Source organism: Caulobacter henricii (assembly GCF_001414055.1).
GTDB lineage: Bacteria > Pseudomonadota > Alphaproteobacteria > Caulobacterales > Caulobacteraceae > Caulobacter > Caulobacter henricii.
In genome coordinates this window covers 65801-83667 of the sequence record NZ_CP013003.1, presented here as the reverse complement: position 1 = coordinate 83667, position 17867 = coordinate 65801, and the positions used below count along the sequence as shown (strand labels likewise).

Sequence of the window (17867 nt, the reverse complement as noted above, 5' to 3'; positions counted from 1 at the left end):
CGGAGCGGCGGCGGTGACGAGCTTCTTCGGCAGGCCGCGCCGTGGAACCGGATGCCGCCCGGCTCCTGGATCGCCACGACCGACTTGATAAGGAACCCTCGCGGCGCGCTCGTCGCGATGGGCGTTGGAAGATAGGGTGTTCCAGCCAGGGCGACGCAACCGCTCAACGCCGTTGGGACGCCCGCGCCGAGCAACCAGCTTAGGTATACAACGAGGGATCTTGGTCTGCGGATCTTCATGTTGACCGTCCAAATTCAAGTACGAGAAGAGCGACCGATAGGGCCAGGAAGAGTAGAGACGCGATCAGGGCGACGACGGCCCATAACGATGGGCGACCGGTGTTGGGTCTGGGCCGGGAGCGGCGCGTGTGAGGATCACGTAGGCCCATGACCTCGCCCGCCGCCGCCGGCGTGGCCAAAGCGTTCGCCGATCACGCGGTCTTGTCCCGATAGGCCAGAAGGCGCAGCGCATTGGCCACGACCAGCAAGGTCGAGCCTTCGTGGAAGATCACCGCCTCGCCGATCTTCAGCCCCAGCAAGGTGGCGGGGATCAGGAAAGCAACCATTCCCAGGCTCACCCAGAGGTTCTGCTTGATGATGCCGCTGGTGCGGCGGCTCAGGCCCACGGCGAACGGCAGGTGGGTCAGGTCGTCAGCCATCAACGCGACGTCGGCTGTCTCCAGCGCAACGTCCGATCCGGCCGCGCCCATGGCGATCCCGACGGTGGCGTTGGCCATGGCGGGCGCGTCGTTGACGCCGTCGCCCACCATCGCGGCCTTGCCAAACTTGTCTTTCAACGCCTTGATGACCGCGACCTTGTCCTCGGGCATCAGGCCACCCTTGGCCTCGTCGAGCCCCAGTTCCTTGGCAATGGCGCTGGCGACCGACTGATTGTCGCCCGACAGCATGATGATGTGTTTGATCCCCAAGGTCCTAAGACGCTGGATCACGGCCTTGGCGGCGGGGCGCGCGGTGTCCATCAAGCCAAGCACGCCCAGATAGCGATCGCCGTGTCGGACCACGACAACCGTGCGACCGGCGCTTTCGAGCCTCTGAGCCTCGCTCCACACGGCCGCGGGGAGCCTTGGTCCCTCGCCGGTCTCGAAAAGCCCTGGTTTGCCGATCACCGCTGCCTTGCCAGACACTCGGGCCTGAACGCCCTGCCCGGTCAGGCTCTTGACGCCGTCGGCCTTCAGGCGGGCCGCCTGGCCCAGCTTTTCCTCGCCATCGCGGACAACGGCCGCGGCCAAGGGGTGATCGCTTAAGGCCTCGACCGCCACGGCCACGGCCAGGAGTTCATGCTCCTCAACGCCTTCTGCCGGGACCACGTCGGTTAGTCGAGGCTTGCCTTCCGTGAGCGTGCCCGTCTTGTCGAAGGCCAGGGCAGTCAAGGTGCCCAGGTTCTCCAGCGGGCCGCCGCCCTTGACCAAGACCCCGCCTCGGCCGGCGCGGGCGACGCCGCTGAGAACGGCGCTCGGCACGGAGATCGCCAGGGCGCAGGGACTGGCGGCCACCAGCACGGCCATGGCGCGATAGAAGCTGGCGCTGAACGGCTCGTCGATCACCAGGAAAGCCAGCATCAGCAAGCCGACGCCGACAAGAACGGCGGGAACGAAGATGCGCTCGAACCGGTCGGTGAACCTCTGGGTGGGCGAGCGTTGGGCCTCGGCTTCGGCGACCATCTTGACGACGCGCGCCAGAGTGCTTTCCGAAGCCTTCTTGGCGACCCGGATATCGAGGGCGCCCGACCCGTTGATCGTACCGGCGAAGACCCGATGCTCCGCGCTGGCCTTGCCGAAATCTAGATCCGCCTGCGGCGCGGCCCGTTTGTCGACCGGAACGCTCTCGCCGGTCACCGGCGCCTGGTTGACACTGCTTTCCCCGACCACGACGACGCCGTCCGCGGCGATACGCTCGTTGGGACGCACCAGAACGATGTCGCCGATTTCGAGCGCCGCGACGGGGACGTCTTCGGTCTGGTCGCCGCGCCGCACCGTGGCGCGTTCGGGAGCCAGTTCGGCCAAGGCCTTGATCGCCTGGCGCGCCCGGCCCATGGCGTAGTGCTCAAGGGCGTGGCCGATGCTGAACAGGAACAGCAGCAGAGCGCCTTCGGCCCACTGCCCCAGAGCGGCCGCGCCGGCCGCTGCCACCAGCATCAGGGTGTCGATCTCGAACCGGCGCTTGCGCAGGTTCTCGAAAGCTTCCTTCAGCGTGAAATAGCCACCGAACACATAGGCCGCGCCGTAGAAGAGCAGCGGAACGACGCCTTGCACCCGCTGGCCAATCAGCCAGCCGGCGAGGAGCATCACCCCTGACAGAACGGCGAAGATCAATTCGGTGCGCTCGCCAAAGATGCCGCCATGAGCATGATCGTGTTCGCCAGCGGCGTGATCATGTCCCTCGTGGCCCTTGTCGCCCTTGCCGGGCTTTGCGTGCCCGTGGGGTTTCGTCGCGCCGCTCGACGGCTCTTGCTTGGCCTCGTCATGGCCGTGCCCATCGGCTGCGTCATGGCCAGCGCCGTGGTCATGACCCTCCTCGCTGCCATGCGCGCCATCGTCGCTATGGGCGTGGTCGTGCGCGGCGTGACGGCCGCGCTTCTGGCCAGCGCTGGCCCCGAGATCCGAGAAGCGGCCGCCGGCGTCTCGGACAGCTGCGCGCAGCGCTTCGTCGCCGGTCTTCTGCAGGTCGAACTCCACGAATCCTCGGCCGGACGGGCCGATCTCGGCGGCCAGAACGCCGGGCTGTTCACGCAAGGTCTCGGCTAGGCGCCGAGCGTTCCGGGCATGAACGGCGCCGGCAAGCTCGAAGGCGAAGTGACCAAAGCGGCCGCTCAGGGTCGCGCCGGCTTGCAGCGCGAAGGCTCGCAGCTGGCCCAGTCGGATCTGGGTCTCGTCGTAGTGGACGCAAAGGACGCCTTCACCCGCTTCGCCCATCTCGACATGTGCTTCGGTCACGCCAGGCCGCCCTTTCAGTATGGCGATCAGACTTGTGACGCAGCGGTCGCACGCGTCCGCCGCCTGGGGCAGGAGGATCGGCAATTCGAGCCGGAGCTTGTCGGTCATGCGCTTCTCCCGTCCTCTACTGGTGTGGCTCGACGTGATGGCCGCCGTAGCGGAGCACCTCGACCTTTTCGAAGGTGACCAGGCCAATGCCCTTGAGGTCATCCAACGTGGTCAGGAACGCGCGAAGGCGGGTTTCCTCGTCGACCATCTCGATCACCACAGGCAGGTTGTCGTTGAAGTCGAGCGGCCGGGACTCGTGCATACGCGCCGACTCGCCAAAGCCTTTGCGGCCGCGCAGGACGGTGGCGCCGGCCAATCGCGCTTGTCTGGCCCGTTGGACGATCACGTCCATCAAGGAGCGGTCGCCAACCAGGGCGCTCTCGTCGGTGTAGATGCGAAGCAGGACTGCTTGTCCGGGGATCTGCATGGTTGTCTCCATTAAGGCCGGTTCAGTGGCGCGCGAAAACCTGTCGGCGGCCGCCCGAGAGCAGCAGCAGGGTCGAATATGACTCGGGGGCGGCGCCAGGCACGGTCATGCCTGGCGAGCCGATCGGCATGCCGGGGACGGCGAGGCCCACGGCGCGAGGCGCGCGACGCAACAGCGCCGTGACGTCCTGAGCCGGGACGTGGCCTTCTATGGCGTAGCCGTGGATGACCGCTGTGTGGCAGCCGGCGACGTCTTCGGGCACGTTGAAGCGTCGGCGAACGGCGACCAGATCGTCGACCAGGACACTCTTGGCGGCGAACCCGGCCTTGGCCATGTGGACCATCCAGGCTTCGCAGCATCCGCACGCCGCCGAGCGATAGACGGTGAACGGGGTCGCCGCCCTGCCCTGACCCGCGATCACGGTCAGGCCCAGCGTCAGGCCGGCCAGAACGCGGCGGCGTGACCAAGGCGTCATGGCCGCGCCTCCGGCGATGCGGGCGCGTGGACGTTCAGACGAAAGTCGTGCTGGTGGTCGGCCTCGACGATGCTGAGCATGGCGCCCTCGCGGGGCGCGAACTGCATCGAGGTCGATGTCCATTCCCGTCCGTTGAGCGTGAAGACGATCGCCTGGTCCGGCGCGCTGAGCGTCACCCGGCGCGCGGTTGGCGGGGAGACGACTTCGCCATTTGCGTCCAGGAAGCGGATCGTCAGACGCGGATCGGTCTCAGCGCCGGTTCGCCGAAACTCCACGGTCATCCGCCGCGCCTCGGCCCGCCAGACGCCTGGAGCCGTCGCCTCCAAGACGAGTGCGCGCTCGGCGCGAGCCGCCAGGGCAGAGCCGGAGTGCGCGAGCGCGAAGGTCAGGAGGCCGACGGTGATAGCCGCCCGCCGCGAGGGCTTGTTCGGCCTAGGTTTCGTCACGGGCGCGCTCCAGGCTTGGGGTCGTCGGGCGAGATGGGGTTGAGAAACCGTTTCCGGCTTTGCCGTAAGGCTGAAGGCGGTGGACACCAGGCCGGCGATCGCGCGCCAATTGACTGCGAACAGGCCAGCGGCCAGGATCAGGTAGCCCAAGGCCACGGCCGTCAGTGCGGCGATGACGACCGCCGGAGCCTCGCTGGCGATGGGCGCCAGCCACTGGATCAACAGGAACTGGTCGATGCCCAACGCGCGCCCGCCGTCGATCATGGATTCGGCGAAGGGCTCGGCCACGGCCAGGATCACGCCGGCGGCGATCACGGTCATGCCGATCATCACCGTCCAGCGCGTGGTGTTCGACATCTTGGCAATAACGGCGCCGGGACCCGGCTCTTCGTTTTCTTCTTCGTCCTGGGCCTTGGGCAGCTTGCTGACGCGCCAGAGATAGAGACCGAACAGCCCGACCAGGACGATGGAGTCCCAGGCGCTGATGGTGTTCTTCAGGATGATGACGAAGGCATAGGCGCTTGAGAGCGCCAGAACGACGATCTCGATGGCGTTGACGGGCGCGAGTTCGATCCCCCGCTGGCGGTTTTTCCTCCAATGCAGCAGGACCATGGCCGGCCAGGCCAGGCCGATCAGCAAGCGGTTGGCGCCGGTCATATTGGCGGCCGCAAAGGCGACATAGCCCTCGCTGGGCGAACGGCCCGCCTGGAAGGCGTAGTAGATGTCGACCGCGTACTCGGGCAGCACTGGGACCAGGGCCACCGCGGCCAGGATCGGGCCTTGGGACAGGTATTTCTCGGCCGCCTCGGCGCCCCACGACAGCAGCAACCCCGCCGCCAGGATCGCCGCGCCGAAAACGCCCATGTCGAGCACGGGATTGGGCCGCCAGCCGGCGATCCGCAGGGCCAGGGCGGGGACCATGACCGCGGCGGCCAGCCCAACCGGGATCCACAGTTTTCGCGCTTGGGAAGAACTCAGGGCCATGGATGTTCCTTGATCAATAGGGACGCGCCGGCGTGGCTGGGGGACGGGACCACGCCGGCGCCCCGGCTTAGGTGGTCAGGGGGGCTGACACCGCCGGGCTCTCATCCGGGGCGGTCCGACCGCGCCCCAGTTGGAGGATCAGTTTGGAGATGGCTGGCAGCACGACCAGCGTGACCGCCGTCGCGGTGATCAGGCCGCCGATCACCACCATCGCCAGGGGCTTTTGCACCTCCGCGCCGGTGCCGTGGGCCAGGGCCATTGGGATGAAGCCGATGGCGGGCACTAGGCCCGTCATCAGCACCGGGCGGAAGCGCTCAATGGAGCCCTCATAGATGGCCTGGGCCACCGGCAAGCCTTCATCGAGCCGCTGGCGAACGCTGGACATCACCACCAGGCCGTTGAGCACCGCCACCCCGGCCAGGACGATGAAGCCGACCGCTGCGGAGATCGAGAAGGTGATCCCGGTCAGCGCCAGGGCGAAAACCCCACCAGACAGCCCCAACGGGATCGCCGCGAACACCGAGGCGGCGGGGCCCACGCCCCCCAGGGCCATGTAGAGGATCAGGAAGATCAGGACGAAGCAGAGCGGCACCACCAGGCTCAATCGGGCCGTGGCCGCCTTGAGGTTTTCGAACTGTCCGCCCCAGGTCACCCATGAGCCGGTGGGCAAGGGTACGGCCTCGACCTTGGCCTTGGCTTCGTTGACGAACGAACCGATGTCGCGGTTTCGCACGTTCACCTGGATCACCACTCGACGCTTTCCGTCTTCGCGGCTGATCTGGTTGAGACCATCGGCGAAACGGAATTGCACCAGTTCGCGCAAAGGCACCGACCGTTGAGCGGCGCCGCCTTCCGACGGCAGCATCACCGGCAAAGCGCCCATGGCATCCAGGTCGTCCCGTTGAGCCATCGGCACGCGAACGGTGATGTCAAAGCGCTTGTCACCCTCGAAGACGTCACCAGCCTGCCGGCCGCCCATCGCCGCGGCCACCGTGTCGGCGACCTCCTCGACGGTCAGGCCAAAGCGTGCGATCGCGGCTCGGTCGAACCGTACATCCAGGGTCGGCGCCCCGGCGGTCTGTTCAACCCGAACGCCGTCTGCTCCTGGGATGGTTTCCAGGACGGCCCCGATCTTGGCCGCCGAAGCGCCCATCTTGTCGAGATCATCGCCATAGAGCTTGATGGCGACGTCGCCGCGCACACCGGCGATCAGCTCGTTGAAGCGCATCTGGATCGGCTGGGTCACCTCAAAGCTGTTGCCCAGCAACGGCGCGACCTTGGCCTCGATGCGCTCGACCACCTTGGCCTTGTTGTCGACGCCCTTGGGCCAGTCCTTCTGGGCCTTCAGGATGATAAAGCCGTCCGAGACGTTGGGCGGCATGGGGTCAGTGGCCACTTCGGCCGTGCCGGTCTTGGAGAACATCATCTCCACTTCCGGCAGCGAGCTGACGGCCTTCTCCACCTGCTGCTGCATGGCCCGCGACTGTTCGAGCGCCGTCGAGGGGATCTTCAGCGAGCCCATCGCGACGTTCTTCTCGTCCAGCTGCGGAATGAACTCCTGGCCTAGGGTGGTGTAGACCACGCCGGCCACCAGGAAGAGCGCCACGCCAGCGCCGATGAACGGCCAGGGCCGCTCGATGGCGCGCTTGAGCACGGGGTCATAGTGGCGTTTGGAGTAGGCGATCACCTTGACCTCCTTCTCCGACACCTTGCCGCGCATCAGAATGGCGACCATCGCCGGGACGAAGGTCAGCGACAGGATGAAGGCAGCGCCCAGGGCCAGCATGATGGTGATGGCCATCGGCGAGAAGGTCTTGCCTTCCACGCCCGTGAAGGTCAGCAGCGGCGCGAAGACCAGGAAAATGATCGCCTGGCCAAAGACCGTGGGACGGATCATTTCCTGGGACGCGTGCAGCACGGTCTCCAGGCGTTCGGAGAGATTCAGCAGCCGGCCTTGGTGGTGCTGTCGCTCGGCTAGCCGCAATAGGCAGTTTTCGATGATGATCACCGTACCATCGACGATCAGGCCAAAGTCGAGCGCGCCCAGGCTCATCAGGTTTCCGGGCACCTTCAGCTCGTTCATGCCGATGGCCATCATCAGGAACGACAGCGGAATGATCAGCACGGCGATGAAGGCGGCGCGGACATTGCCCAGCAGCAGGAACAGGGTGGCGGCCACCAGGATCGCCCCTTCGGTCAGGTTCCGCTCGACGGTGCTGACCGTCGCATTGACCAGCACCGATCGGTCCAGCGTCGTGGTCACGACGACGCCGGGCGGCAGCGATTTCTTGACGTCGACCAGCTTTTCGCCAACCGCCTTGGCCACAGAGCGGCTGTTCTCGCCGATCAACATCAGGGCGGTCCCGACCACGACCTCATCGCCGTTCTTGCTGGCCGCGCCGGTGCGCAGATCGCCGCCGACCCGAACCGTCGCCACGTCCTTCACGGCGACGGGAACGGTCTGCCGAGTAGCGATGATGGCGCTCTGGATTTCGTCAAGAGTGCGCACCCGCGCGTCGGCCCGGACCAGATAGGCCTCGCCGGCGCGCTGGATGAAGTTGGCGCCGACCGACAGGTTGGCCGACTCCAGGGCTTTGGCCAGGTCGGTGTAGGACACGCCATAAGCGGCGAGCTTGGCTGGGTCGGGCTCGACGACGTACTGCTTCTCGTAGCCGCCGATCGAGTCGATGCCGGCCACGCCCTTGACGCTGCGCAGTTGCGGCCGGATGACCCAGTCTTGGGTGGTTCGCAGATAGGCTGCCTGAGAGACCGCGTCGGTCAGACGCTCACCTTCGGACGTCAGATAGGCGCCGTCGCTTTGCCAGCCGGGACTGCCGTCGCGGACCTTGGCCCCCTTGCCGCCAGGATTGGCGTACTCGACCGAGTACATGAAGACTTCGCCAAGGCCGGTGGTGACCGGTCCGATCTGCGGCTGTACTGATGCCGGCAGGGTGTCGCGGGCCTGGGTCAGGCGTTCGGCCACCTGCTGGCGTGCGAAATAGAGGTCAGTGCCTTCGGTGAAGATCGCCGAAACCTGGGAGAAGCCGTTGCGCGAGATGGAACGCGTGGTTTCCAAGCCGGGAATGCCCGCCAGGGCCGTCTCGACGGGGAAGGTGACCCGCTTTTCGATCTCGATCGGCGACAGCGCACCGGCGACTGAGTTGATCTGCACCTGCTTGTTGGTGATATCGGGAACCGCGTCGATCGGAAGCTTGGTCAGTTGCCAAGCGCCGAAGGCGGCGATGATGACGGTGATGAGCAGGACGTACCAGCGCCCCTTCACCGACATAGAGAGAATGCGACCGATCATTTCGGCGTGTCTCCTGATCTGAGTGAGGGGGTCATTCTTCTTCGGCGCTCTTGCCGAGTTCCGCCTTCAGCAGGAAGGCGTTCTTGACCGCGAGCGTCTCCCCGCCCCTCAGACCCTGCGCGATGACGACGCGCCCGGCGCTCCGCTGCCCCACCGTGACCGGCTGAACCTTGAAGCCTGTCTTGGTTCTCACAAAGACGACGTCTCGCCCCTCGACCGTCTGCACGGCCTCCTCTGGTACGACGATGCCGCTGGAGGTCGATTGCCGAGAGGTGATGCGGGCCCGGACCAGTTGGCCCGGCTGCAGCGCGCCCGCGCCGCCCGTCAGGGTCAGCACCACGGTGGCCGAGCGGGTCTCTTCGCTGACCCCAGGGGTTACGGCGCGCACGATCGCGGTGCGCGTCTCGCCGGTATTGGTCTCGATCACCGCCTGGTCGCCAGGCTGGATGCGGCGAGCATCATTGGCTGTGACTGCCGCGTCCACCTGGATCTTGGCCGGATCGGAGATCCGGAACAGCTCGGTCTCGGGTTGAACGAAAGCGCCCAGGCTCGCGGCCATAGATGTTACGCGACCGGAGATCGGGCTGGTGACGGCGACATAGCGACCATCGCCAGACACTCCCGACGCCCCGGCGGCCGTGGCCGCCCTGCGCGCCTCAGCCTCGGCGACCACGAGTTCCGACTGGGCGGTCTCGTAGTCCTGACGTGGACTGACCTTCTGTTCGTAGAGCCGCTTTTCCCGGGCAAGGACCTTACGCGCCAGGTCGGCCTTGGCCGTCGCGACGCTGCGGTCGGCCGAAATTTGCGCGGCTTCACGGCTGGAGACCAGGGCGAGCGTCTCACCGGCCCGCACCGGGTCGCCCAGACGCTTGGTGATCTGGGTGATCGAGCCGGCGGCGCGCGCGGTGAGCACCGCCTGGCCTGTCGGTTCGGCTTCGACGGTCGCTTGGGCGACAATCTCGGAGGCCAAGCCGCCGGTCGTGACGGTCTGAAGTTGGACGCCGGAGGCGGTGATCCGCTCTTCGCCCATGGTCAGCGTATCGGCGGCGTGTGCGCCCTCGGCCGGCGCGGCGGCTGGAGCTTCCGGCGCGGCGGCGGGCTTACCGCTGGTAAACTTGCCCGCGGAGAAAGCGACGGCGGCGACGACGGCGAGCGCCGCGCCAGCCATTAGCCATTGTCGGTTTGCGGAAGTGGATTTGCGAGGCATCAGCGGTCTCCGAAGGGGCGGCCTTGAAGGCGCGCCAAGCCCGCTTCGGCGCGCAGACGCGCCAACTGGGCTTCGATGGTTTGAGCGCGCGCTTCGGCCAGGGACCGGCGCGCGTTGATGAGTTCGACGAGCGGCGACTTGCCGGCCTCGTAGGCGATGCGCGTCAGCCGATAAGCCTCGACAGCCGTCGTCTCCCCCTCCACGGCGGCGCCGACCCGGGTTTGGGCCGCGTCGATCTGGAAGAGGGCGGTGCGAATATCGGCTTCGGCGTCGAAGCGCGCGGCGTTGAGCCGAGCTTCGGCGGCCTGCAGTTCACCTTGCGCGGCGGTGATATTGCCGCGGTTCTGATCGAAGACCGGGATCGGCACCGAGACGCCGGCCACAAGGGCGGTGGAGTCATCGCCGCTGAAGCGCCGCACGCCGGCCGAGATCGTCACGTCCGGTACGGCGCGAACGCGCTCGATCCTGACGCGACGCGCCGCGGCCTCTCGTTCGGCCTCCGCCGCCAATACGGCCGGCGTCGCCAGGACGTCGATGTTCGCTTGGGGGGCGGTGGCCCTGGAGACGGTCAGCAAACTTTCGGTCAGTGAGGTGAAGGGCGCCGCCGAGCCCGCCAGCGCCGTCAGTCGAGCGTAAGCGCCGGTGCGTTCAGCTCGCGCCTGGTCCAGCGACGCGCGCGCCGATGTCAGGGCGGCCTGGGCTTGTAGGCTGCGAAGTTCGGCTTCCTTGCCGGCTTCGACGAGCGCCCGCGAGGCGCGCAAGGTCTCATCGGAGAGTGTGACCGCCTCCTGAGCCAGCGCGACCTGTCGCTCGGCCGCTTCGGCTTGAGCATAGGCCTCGGCCAGAGCGAAGGCGTAGTCGGCCTTCGACTGGACCAAGCGCGCCCGCGCCGCTTCAAGTCCGGCGCGACCGGCCGCGACCCGCGCGCCGCGTTTGCCGCCCAGTTCGAGCGGCTGGCTGATCGAGAAGGTGGTTTCGGCGTTGTTGGACCCGCTGTAGGGCCCGCTGCCGCTGAAGTTCTCGACCCCGATATCGGCGGTCGGATTAGGGCGAGCTCCAGCTTGGCGCGCCAGTCCTTCGGCTTGGCGCACCGAGGCGGCGGCTTCGGCCAGACGAGGCGCGTTGGCTTGCGCCTGTGCCAGGAGGTCTTTGAACGGCGGGGCCGGATCGGCCGCCGCGCCACGTCCGGACGCCAACGCGCCCAAGATCGCAGCCGCGCTGACGGCTGCATATCGCAGCCGACCACGCATGATGAGTGTCATGAAGTTTGAAATCCCCAGAGTTTCGGATGCAGTCTGGCGCGCCGATCAACGGCGGCGGTGACGCATCACGCTCTAGGCGGTCGTTCCAGCAGGGCGGGGCGCGCGGCCTGAAGCCACTGGTCTTCCAAGACCGACCATACGGCGCGATGCGCAAACGGCACGATCGCCTGGGCGAAGAACGCCGGAAGGGTCAAGGTGTGGGAGATGCAGTGGCCAGTGCATAGGCCCGCGACGGTCTTCTTGGCGGGCGCCTTGTCATCGACCGGAGCATTGGTGGCGGCGCCGAGCGTCTGGACGGTGGCGGCCGGTTTGCCTTCGAGCCACTCATGCGCCGCCGGACCGCAAGCGATCGTCCCGAAGATGAAGGCCAGCACCAACAAAGCCGTCAGCAGCTTGCGGATGCTCAGCGGCGAGAACGCCCCGACGGACGTGCCGACGAGTCCGCTCCATAGACGCGAACGTCCGGTGCTGGCGATCTTGCCGAAAGGCTGATTTCGGAACGCCGTTCCTACCATGCTTGGCTCTATACCGTTCTGTCCGGCCAATGGGAATGCGTTATAAGATCACGCTTCGCCGCTGGCCAGCGCGCTGGCGCGCGCTCCGCGCCGCGACCACCAGAATCCACCGATTAGGACAGCGAGCGTCAGCGCCTGAGCGGCGACGCCCTCGAGAGTTGGGAAGAAACCTAGCAGCTCGATGCGTGGCAACCGCAGCGGATGCAGGTCCAGAAGACCCGCCTCCTGCAGAGCGGCCACGCCCTTGCCGGCCAGGACGACCGCCAGCATGGCCATCAGGAAGGCGCTGTATTCGAAGAACTTGCCGATCGGCAGGCGCTTGGAGAACCGCAGCATGGCCCAGGCGATGGCGGCCAGAAGGACGATGGCGCTACCGACCCCGGCCAGCACCGCGCCCGCCACGCCCTGGGTCCAGAGCGCCGTCAGGAAGAGGATCGTCTCGAAGACCTCGCGATAGACGACGATGAAGGCCAGCAGGAACAGGAACCAGGCCGACTGCTTGGAGAGAGCGTGGGAGAGCTTCTCGCGGATATAGACCTGCCAGGCGTCGGCCTGGGCCTTGCCGTGCATCCACAGCCCCACCGAGATCAGCACCGCCGCGGCGATCACCGAGCCGAACCCTTCGGTCAGCTCGCGGCTGGCGCCGCTGATCGAGATGAAGAAGGTCGCCGCCGCCCAGGTCAGGCCGCCGGCCGCCAGGGCCGCGATCCAGCCGCCATGGACGTAAGGCAGGACATCGGTGCGCTCGGCCTTGCGCAGGAAGGCGATCATGGCGACCACGATCAGCAGGGCCTCCAGGCCCTCGCGCAGCAGGATGGTGAAGGCGCCGGCGAAACTCGACAGCTTGCTGGCCTTTTCCGGCGTCAGGGCCCGCCCTGCCGCTGCGAACAGGGCGTCTAGGCGTTCGACCTGGCTACGGACCTCGTCGGCCGGCGCGGCCCTGCCGATCGCGCCGCGCACGTCGCCCATGGCGCTTTCGATGCGCCGCATCAGGGCTGGATCACGGGCACCCAGCGACGGCTCGACCGGCTCAAAGCCGTCGAGATAGGCCGCCAGGGCCAGGTCGGCGGCGCCCTTGCGATCACCGGCCTCGTAGGCCTGCAGGCTCGCGGCCAATTTGGCCCGCGCCACGTCGAGCGAGCCGCCGCCCTTGCGAGCGGCTATCTCTGGATGACGGCGCAGATAGGCTGTCAGGGCCCGTGCTTTGCCTTCACCAAGCGTTGTGGCGAGGGCGGCTGGCGTGGTCTGAGTCAGGGCCTGCAGGTCGGGAAAACGGGCGCGGACGGCGGCGTCCTCGTTCCAGAGCTTTTCGCCGTCGGCGGCCTCTGCGTCGCTGAAGGCGAAGCGTCCGACATAGAAGGCCAGGTCCCAGCGGTCGTCGGACGGCAGTTGGGCGTAGCTGGCCATGGCCGTGCCGTCGAGCCCCTGCTGGATGACCTGGTAGAGACCAAAGATGCTGCGCTGGCGAGCGCGATCGACATTGGCGAAGACGATCGGCGGTGGATCCAGGCCCGCCGCATTGGGACCGTCAGCCTTGCCTGTCTCGCCGTGACAGGCCGAGCAGTGCTTGGCATAGAGGGCCGCACCGTGCGCCAGATCCGGCGCTCGTTGCGGGGCCAAGGGCGTCGGATAGGCAACCAGGAGCGCGTTGCCCAAGGCCTGGGCCTTGGCGGAAACGACCGCCGGCGCCTGCTTGGCGGCGATCGTCGCCTGCAGGCTTTCGGCCTGGGCCAGCAGGGCCGGCTGAGCCTTGGTGGCGGGCAGCCCGGCGATGCGATCGCGCACCTGGCCGGCGAACTCGTTCATCTCGGCATATTCGGAAGGACTGATGACCTGGTCGTCCTGCACGGCCCCGGCGTAGTCGACCGACAGATAGTCAAGCAGCCGCCAGGCGGTCTGGGACGAGGTTGCTTCCTGCGCTTGGGCCATCGGCGCGGAGGCGAAAATCAGGACCGCGAACAGGCCGCACAAAAATGAGGCCAGACGGCTCTTGAGATCAGTAATCATTATCAGTCCATGGACGCGAAATGGCGTAATTGGCAAGAGCTTGGGCATGTCAGGAGGTCGCGAGGTCGGCGCGGTGTTCGGCGCGGGCCTGACGGATGATCTGGAAGGCTGAGCTTAGGAAGACGCCGGCCAGGAGCACGCCGACGATCAAGTCGGGCCAGCGCGACCCCGTCAGCCAGACCAGGATCCCGGTGGCGGCGACGGCCAGGCATTGGATGAGGTCGTTGCGGGTGCAGAGCCAGACAGACCGAACGTTGGCGTCGCCGTCGCGGTAGCGCACAAGTAGGCCGGCGGCCGCAAGGTTGGCCAGGGCGCCAAACAGGCCAAGGGCCGAGATCGCCTCGCCGGACGGCGCCGCGCCGCTCCAGGCTCGCCAGGCGGCGAACCCGACAACGGACAGGGCGACCACACCGAGGCTGACGCCCTTGAACAACGCCGCGCCAGTGCGAACGGCTACGGAGCGTCCGATGGCCCACAGGCTGATCGCGTAGGTGGCGCTGTCGGCCAGGAAGTCCAGAGCGTTGGCCGACAAGGACGCCGAGCCTTGAACCAAGCCGCCGACCAACACCACGACGAAGCCGACAACGTTGATCACGATCACCCAGGCCAGGGCGCGGCGATAGGCTGGTGTGGCGCCGTCGAATTTCACTTCGGCGCCGCAGCCGCAACCCGAGGCGAAGGGCTTGCTGGAACAGGACTCGCTCATGAACCCACCTTGCATCCTCTAGCCACTAGAGGATCAAGAGCCTATTTTGAGAACTGAAGGAGCTGCCCATGTCCCTGTCGATCGGCCTGTTGGCGAAAGCGTCGGACGTGAAGGTTCCGACCATACGGTTCTATGAGGAGATCGGGTTGCTGCCACAGGCGCGCCGCGCGGCCAACGACCGGCGCATCTATGATCAGGACGCGGTCCGCCGCCTGGCCTTCATTCGCCACGCACGCCAGCTGGGGTTCTCGGTCGACGCCATCCGCGACCTGCTCGATCTCTCGGATAACCCGGACCGCAACTGCGGAGAAGCCAATCGCCTCGCCGCTCAGCAACTGCACGACGTCGAGTCCAAGATCGCCCAGCTTGAAGGGCTGCGCGACGAGCTTGTGCGGATGGTTGATGCGGCCTGCAACGGCCAAGCCGGCGACTGCAGGGTTATCGAGGCGCTGGCGGGATAGGCGATTGGCTGGATCGCTGGTTAGATTGATACTCAGGTGGTCAGGCTGCGGCGCACCAAGGTTTGCTGCTCCGTCGAGACTTCATTGCTCTGAGCCTGAAGGCAAAACGCCCGCCTATTTCGAGGCGGGCGTCCTATCTAGCCGGTGAGGGCTAAATCAGCAGCAAGGGCCGCCGTTGCAGCATGCCGCGCCAAAGGCGCAGCACGCTTGGACGGCTTTTGTCACGGCGTCCGGCGCGGCGGCATAGGCGGCCGAGGCGGAAGCCAGCAGCATCAAGGCTGCGGTCGAGAAGATGCGTTTCATGATGATTATCCGATTTCAGATGGAGGAAGGTTTCGTCTGAACTCGGTGTCACCGGGGGGCGGAAGCTCCGGCGCCAGGACGCGCCCTGGAAGCAGTGAAGAGATCATCGGCATGATGGGCGCAGAACCGATCTCCGCTGAACGGACGATCAGGGCTTCGGGCGCGATGATGACCTGGCAGGCAATCAGGCACGCCTCGGGGTAAGGAGCCTTCTTGCCCTGGTCATGGCAGGGCATTTCCTCGCAGCACTCGCGTTGCGACATCGCGGCGGCGGAAGGCATGGCTGGCGCGGCGAACAACAGCAGGGCGCTCAGGAGCATCAGCCCCCGCGCCAACCAGTTTGGTCCTGTCGCCCTTAGCGTCATGCCCACCTTCCAAGACCATTGGCGCCTGCGGGGAAGCCGTCTTGGCCCTTAAGGGCGCGGCTTGGACGCTTCGTCGTCGGTCTCGGCCATGGCCATGGCCAGGCTCACCAGCTGCCGACGTAATGCTGGCGACATCACTGTGAAAGCCGCCACCAGTTCGTGGGCGCCGCGCTGATTTAGGAAATCGGTCAGGCCGCCGGCAAAGGGTCCCTCGCCGACTGGCGTTTCCAAGCCTTCGAAGAATGACGCCAGCGGCGTCTCAAGCTTCAAGGCGATCTCATAGAGCTTGGATGAACTTACGCGGTTAGACCCCCGCTCGTACTTTTGGACCTGCTGAAAGGTCAGGCCCAGAAAGTCTGATCCTCCCTCGTTTCAGTGGACACCCATGCTAGCTTTTCGGAGCTGGAGAGGAGTGTCTGATGAGCGTGAAGCGTCGGGTCTTTCCGGAGACCTTCAAACGAGAAGCGGTTGACCGTGTCGCCAGCAGCGGCCTGTCAGCCGGCGCGGTAGCCCGGGAGTTGGGCCTGCACGAGACGGTCCTGCGACGATGGATGATGCAATACGGGACGCAAGCGCCGGCCCCGTCGCCGTCTGACCTGGTCGCCGAGAACGCCCGCCTACGGCGTGAGAACGACCATCTGCGGATGGAGCGAGACATCTTAAAAAAAGCCGCGCTCATCTTCGGAGCGGCCTCCCGATGAAGTTCGGGTTCGTCGATGAGCACCGCGGCGTCTGGCCGGTTCGAATGATGTGTCGGGTCCTGGGCCTGTCGGCCAGCGGCTACTACGCCTGGCGCGTCAGGCCCGAGAGCCGGCGGGCGGCGGCCAACCGCGCCTTGATCGAGGACATCCGCCTGATCCATGCCGAGAGCTGCGGAACGTACGGTTCGCCGCGCGTCCACGCCGTCTTGCGCGGCCATGGCCGCCGTATCGGACGCTCGCGGGTCGAGCGGCTGATGCGCCGCGCCGGCCTGCGCGGCCTGGCCGCTTTGCCCCGCCGCACCCGGACGACCGACAGTCGCCATGGCTATCCGATCGCCCCCAATAGGCTCGCCCGTAACTTCCAGGCGGCGGCCCCTGGCCAGGTCTGGCTCGCCGACCTGACCTATATTCCGACCGGGGAAGGCTGGCTCTATCTGGCCGGCATCCTCGACATGCACACCCGCAAGCTCGTCGGCTGGTCGATGCGCGACACCTTGCACGCCCAAATCGCCTTGGAGGCCCTGACCATGGCCATCGAGCGCCAAAAGCCCGCGCCCGGACTCATCCATCATTCGGATCGCGGCATTCAATACGCCGCCGAGACCTACCGCTCGGCCCTGGCCCAGTCAGGGATCACCCCATCCATGAGCCGCAAGGGCGACTGCTGGGACAACGCCCCGATGGAAAGTTTCTTCCACACCCTCAAGACCGAGCGGGTCCATCACCGGATCTACGCCACCCGCGCCGAGGCCCGCCGCGATCTGTTCGGCTATATCGAGGGCTTCTACAATTCACGTCGCCTGCACTCGGCTCTGGGCTATATCAGTCCCGCCGAGATGGAACGCAGAGCGGCTTAACCCCGTCCACTTTCTCGGGGGAAGATCACCCCGTTGACTAAGGGGTCTCGCCCCTCGCGCGCGGAAGACCAGCCTTGGGGTGTCCCCTGCCTTCCTCCCCTCGGTGGTGCAGGCTGGGCGATCCCCCTCCCCTCCCCCGGTCATCCGCTTGCTACCCCCGCCTCGCCGGCGGGCAGGGGTTGATGCGCAAGGCATCCAACCCTGACCGGAGATCAACCGTGACCAACAAGTCTCTCTTCGCCAGCGACGGCGAACGCACGGTGGAAACCGCCCGCCTCAACGACCTGGCGCGCACCGCACCAAAGACAGTCAACGCTACATGGCTGGCGACCAGCGGTGTCGCCGCCTTGATCGCCGAGGCTGCCGATGGGGCGGATCGGGGCGTTGAACTTATCGCCCGCCTGGCCGGGTTTACTGATTTCGACGAGGGCAATGATCCTTACGGCGAGCGCGATTTCGGGGCGTTCGACCTATGGGGCGAGCAGCTGTTTTGGAAGATCGACTACTATCATCCCGACCGCGATGAGCACTCCCCGGTCAAGTGGAGCACCGAGCTGACCCGCCGCGTTCTGACCATCATGCTGGCCAGCGAGTATTGACCGGGCGGGCCAGTCTCCTGGACTGGCCCCCTCCCCTACCAACCGCCTTCTTGGCGACGAAGACTGCTAGGCTCGGCCTTGGTCAGAAATCCACGGGGATGGTGGGCCGAGCGGCTCCCCCAAAGAGCAAGCGAGGACCACCAAGGCGGCTGCGACTTGAGCAGGCGCCGGGCGCGGTGGAGTTCTGGCCGTCGTCTGGCGCTCAGGTTTGTACGTGCAAACTTTGGCTGCGGGGCGGCGC

15 protein-coding genes and 1 pseudogene are annotated in these 17867 nt (G+C 66.6%); 3 read left to right on the top strand and 13 right to left on the bottom strand.

Annotation, left to right across the window (positions count from 1 at the left end):
• Positions 1-430: 430 nt before the first annotated feature.
• The 10 genes and pseudogenes from AQ619_RS18520 to AQ619_RS18475 form a co-directional block, all read right to left on the bottom strand.
• Positions 431-2335, bottom strand: a pseudogene (locus AQ619_RS18520) (heavy metal translocating P-type ATPase); the annotation flags it as partial.
• A 742-nt stretch (positions 2336-3077) separates the two neighbouring features.
• Entirely contained in the window at positions 3078-3428 is a 351-nt protein-coding gene (locus AQ619_RS18515; protein WP_062152080.1) for a DUF190 domain-containing protein, read from the bottom strand.
• Positions 3429-3450: 22 nt separating this feature from the next.
• Positions 3451-3903, bottom strand: a complete 453-nt coding sequence (locus tag AQ619_RS18510; protein WP_062152079.1) for a DUF411 domain-containing protein — start codon at positions 3901-3903, stop codon at positions 3451-3453.
• Positions 3900-5270 carry a hypothetical protein gene (locus AQ619_RS18505; protein WP_236849584.1) on the bottom strand — a complete coding sequence of 457 codons (1371 nt, stop codon included), beginning with the start codon at positions 5268-5270 and terminating at the stop codon, positions 3900-3902. The genes AQ619_RS18510 and AQ619_RS18505 overlap by 4 nt, the downstream gene beginning before the upstream one ends.
• Positions 5271-5400: 130 nt before the next feature.
• A complete protein-coding gene (locus AQ619_RS18500) occupies positions 5401-8643 on the bottom strand; it encodes an efflux RND transporter permease subunit (protein ID WP_062152075.1) in 3243 nt (1080 codons plus the stop codon).
• 31 nt (positions 8644-8674) lie between these two features.
• Positions 8675-9850 (bottom strand): efflux RND transporter periplasmic adaptor subunit, encoded by a 1176-nt coding sequence (locus AQ619_RS18495; protein ID WP_062152072.1) that lies wholly within the window; start codon positions 9848-9850, stop codon positions 8675-8677.
• Positions 9850-11112 carry a TolC family protein gene (locus tag AQ619_RS18490; RefSeq protein WP_062152069.1) on the bottom strand — a complete coding sequence of 421 codons (1263 nt, stop codon included), beginning with the start codon at positions 11110-11112 and terminating at the stop codon, positions 9850-9852. The genes AQ619_RS18495 and AQ619_RS18490 overlap by 1 nt, the downstream gene beginning before the upstream one ends.
• Before the next feature lie 65 nt (positions 11113-11177).
• On the bottom strand, positions 11178-11627 hold the full coding sequence (locus AQ619_RS18485; RefSeq protein WP_062152066.1) for a hypothetical protein: 450 nt from the start codon (positions 11625-11627) through the stop codon (positions 11178-11180).
• A 48-nt stretch (positions 11628-11675) separates the two neighbouring features.
• Positions 11676-13634 carry an FTR1 family protein gene (locus tag AQ619_RS18480; RefSeq protein WP_062152064.1) on the bottom strand — a complete coding sequence of 653 codons (1959 nt, stop codon included), beginning with the start codon at positions 13632-13634 and terminating at the stop codon, positions 11676-11678.
• A 49-nt stretch (positions 13635-13683) separates the two neighbouring features.
• Entirely contained in the window at positions 13684-14340 is a 657-nt protein-coding gene (locus tag AQ619_RS18475; protein ID WP_062152061.1) for a cation efflux transmembrane domain-containing protein, read from the bottom strand.
• 68 nt (positions 14341-14408) lie between these two features.
• Between AQ619_RS18475 and AQ619_RS18470 the strand changes: the two genes are divergently transcribed.
• Positions 14409-14801 (top strand): MerR family transcriptional regulator, encoded by a 393-nt coding sequence (locus AQ619_RS18470; RefSeq protein ID WP_062152058.1) that lies wholly within the window; start codon positions 14409-14411, stop codon positions 14799-14801.
• Positions 14802-14957: 156 nt separating this feature from the next.
• On the opposite strand, the gene AQ619_RS19230 is transcribed toward AQ619_RS18470, so the two are convergent.
• The 3 genes from AQ619_RS19230 to AQ619_RS18460 form a co-directional block, all read right to left on the bottom strand.
• The gene (locus tag AQ619_RS19230) at positions 14958-15104 is read right to left on the bottom strand and encodes a hypothetical protein (protein ID WP_166504381.1); all 147 of its coding nucleotides are present in this window, start codon (positions 15102-15104) and stop codon (positions 14958-14960) included.
• A gap of 5 nt (positions 15105-15109) precedes the next feature.
• Entirely contained in the window at positions 15110-15424 is a 315-nt protein-coding gene (locus AQ619_RS18465) for a hypothetical protein (RefSeq protein ID WP_062152055.1), read from the bottom strand.
• A gap of 93 nt (positions 15425-15517) precedes the next feature.
• Positions 15518-15739 carry a hypothetical protein gene (locus tag AQ619_RS18460; RefSeq protein WP_062152052.1) on the bottom strand — a complete coding sequence of 74 codons (222 nt, stop codon included), beginning with the start codon at positions 15737-15739 and terminating at the stop codon, positions 15518-15520.
• A 149-nt stretch (positions 15740-15888) separates the two neighbouring features.
• Here AQ619_RS18460 and AQ619_RS18450 point away from each other — a divergent pair.
• Positions 15889-17027 (top strand): IS3 family transposase gene (locus tag AQ619_RS18450; RefSeq protein WP_166504380.1). Its coding sequence is split into 2 segments (ribosomal slippage): positions 15889-16126 and positions 16126-17027, totalling 1140 coding nucleotides; the frame shifts between segments, so codons are not numbered across the junction.
• Between the two features lie 218 nt (positions 17028-17245).
• The gene (locus AQ619_RS18445) at positions 17246-17626 is read left to right on the top strand and encodes a DUF3768 domain-containing protein (RefSeq protein ID WP_062152043.1); all 381 of its coding nucleotides are present in this window, start codon (positions 17246-17248) and stop codon (positions 17624-17626) included.
• The last annotated feature ends 241 nt before the right edge of the window (positions 17627-17867 follow it).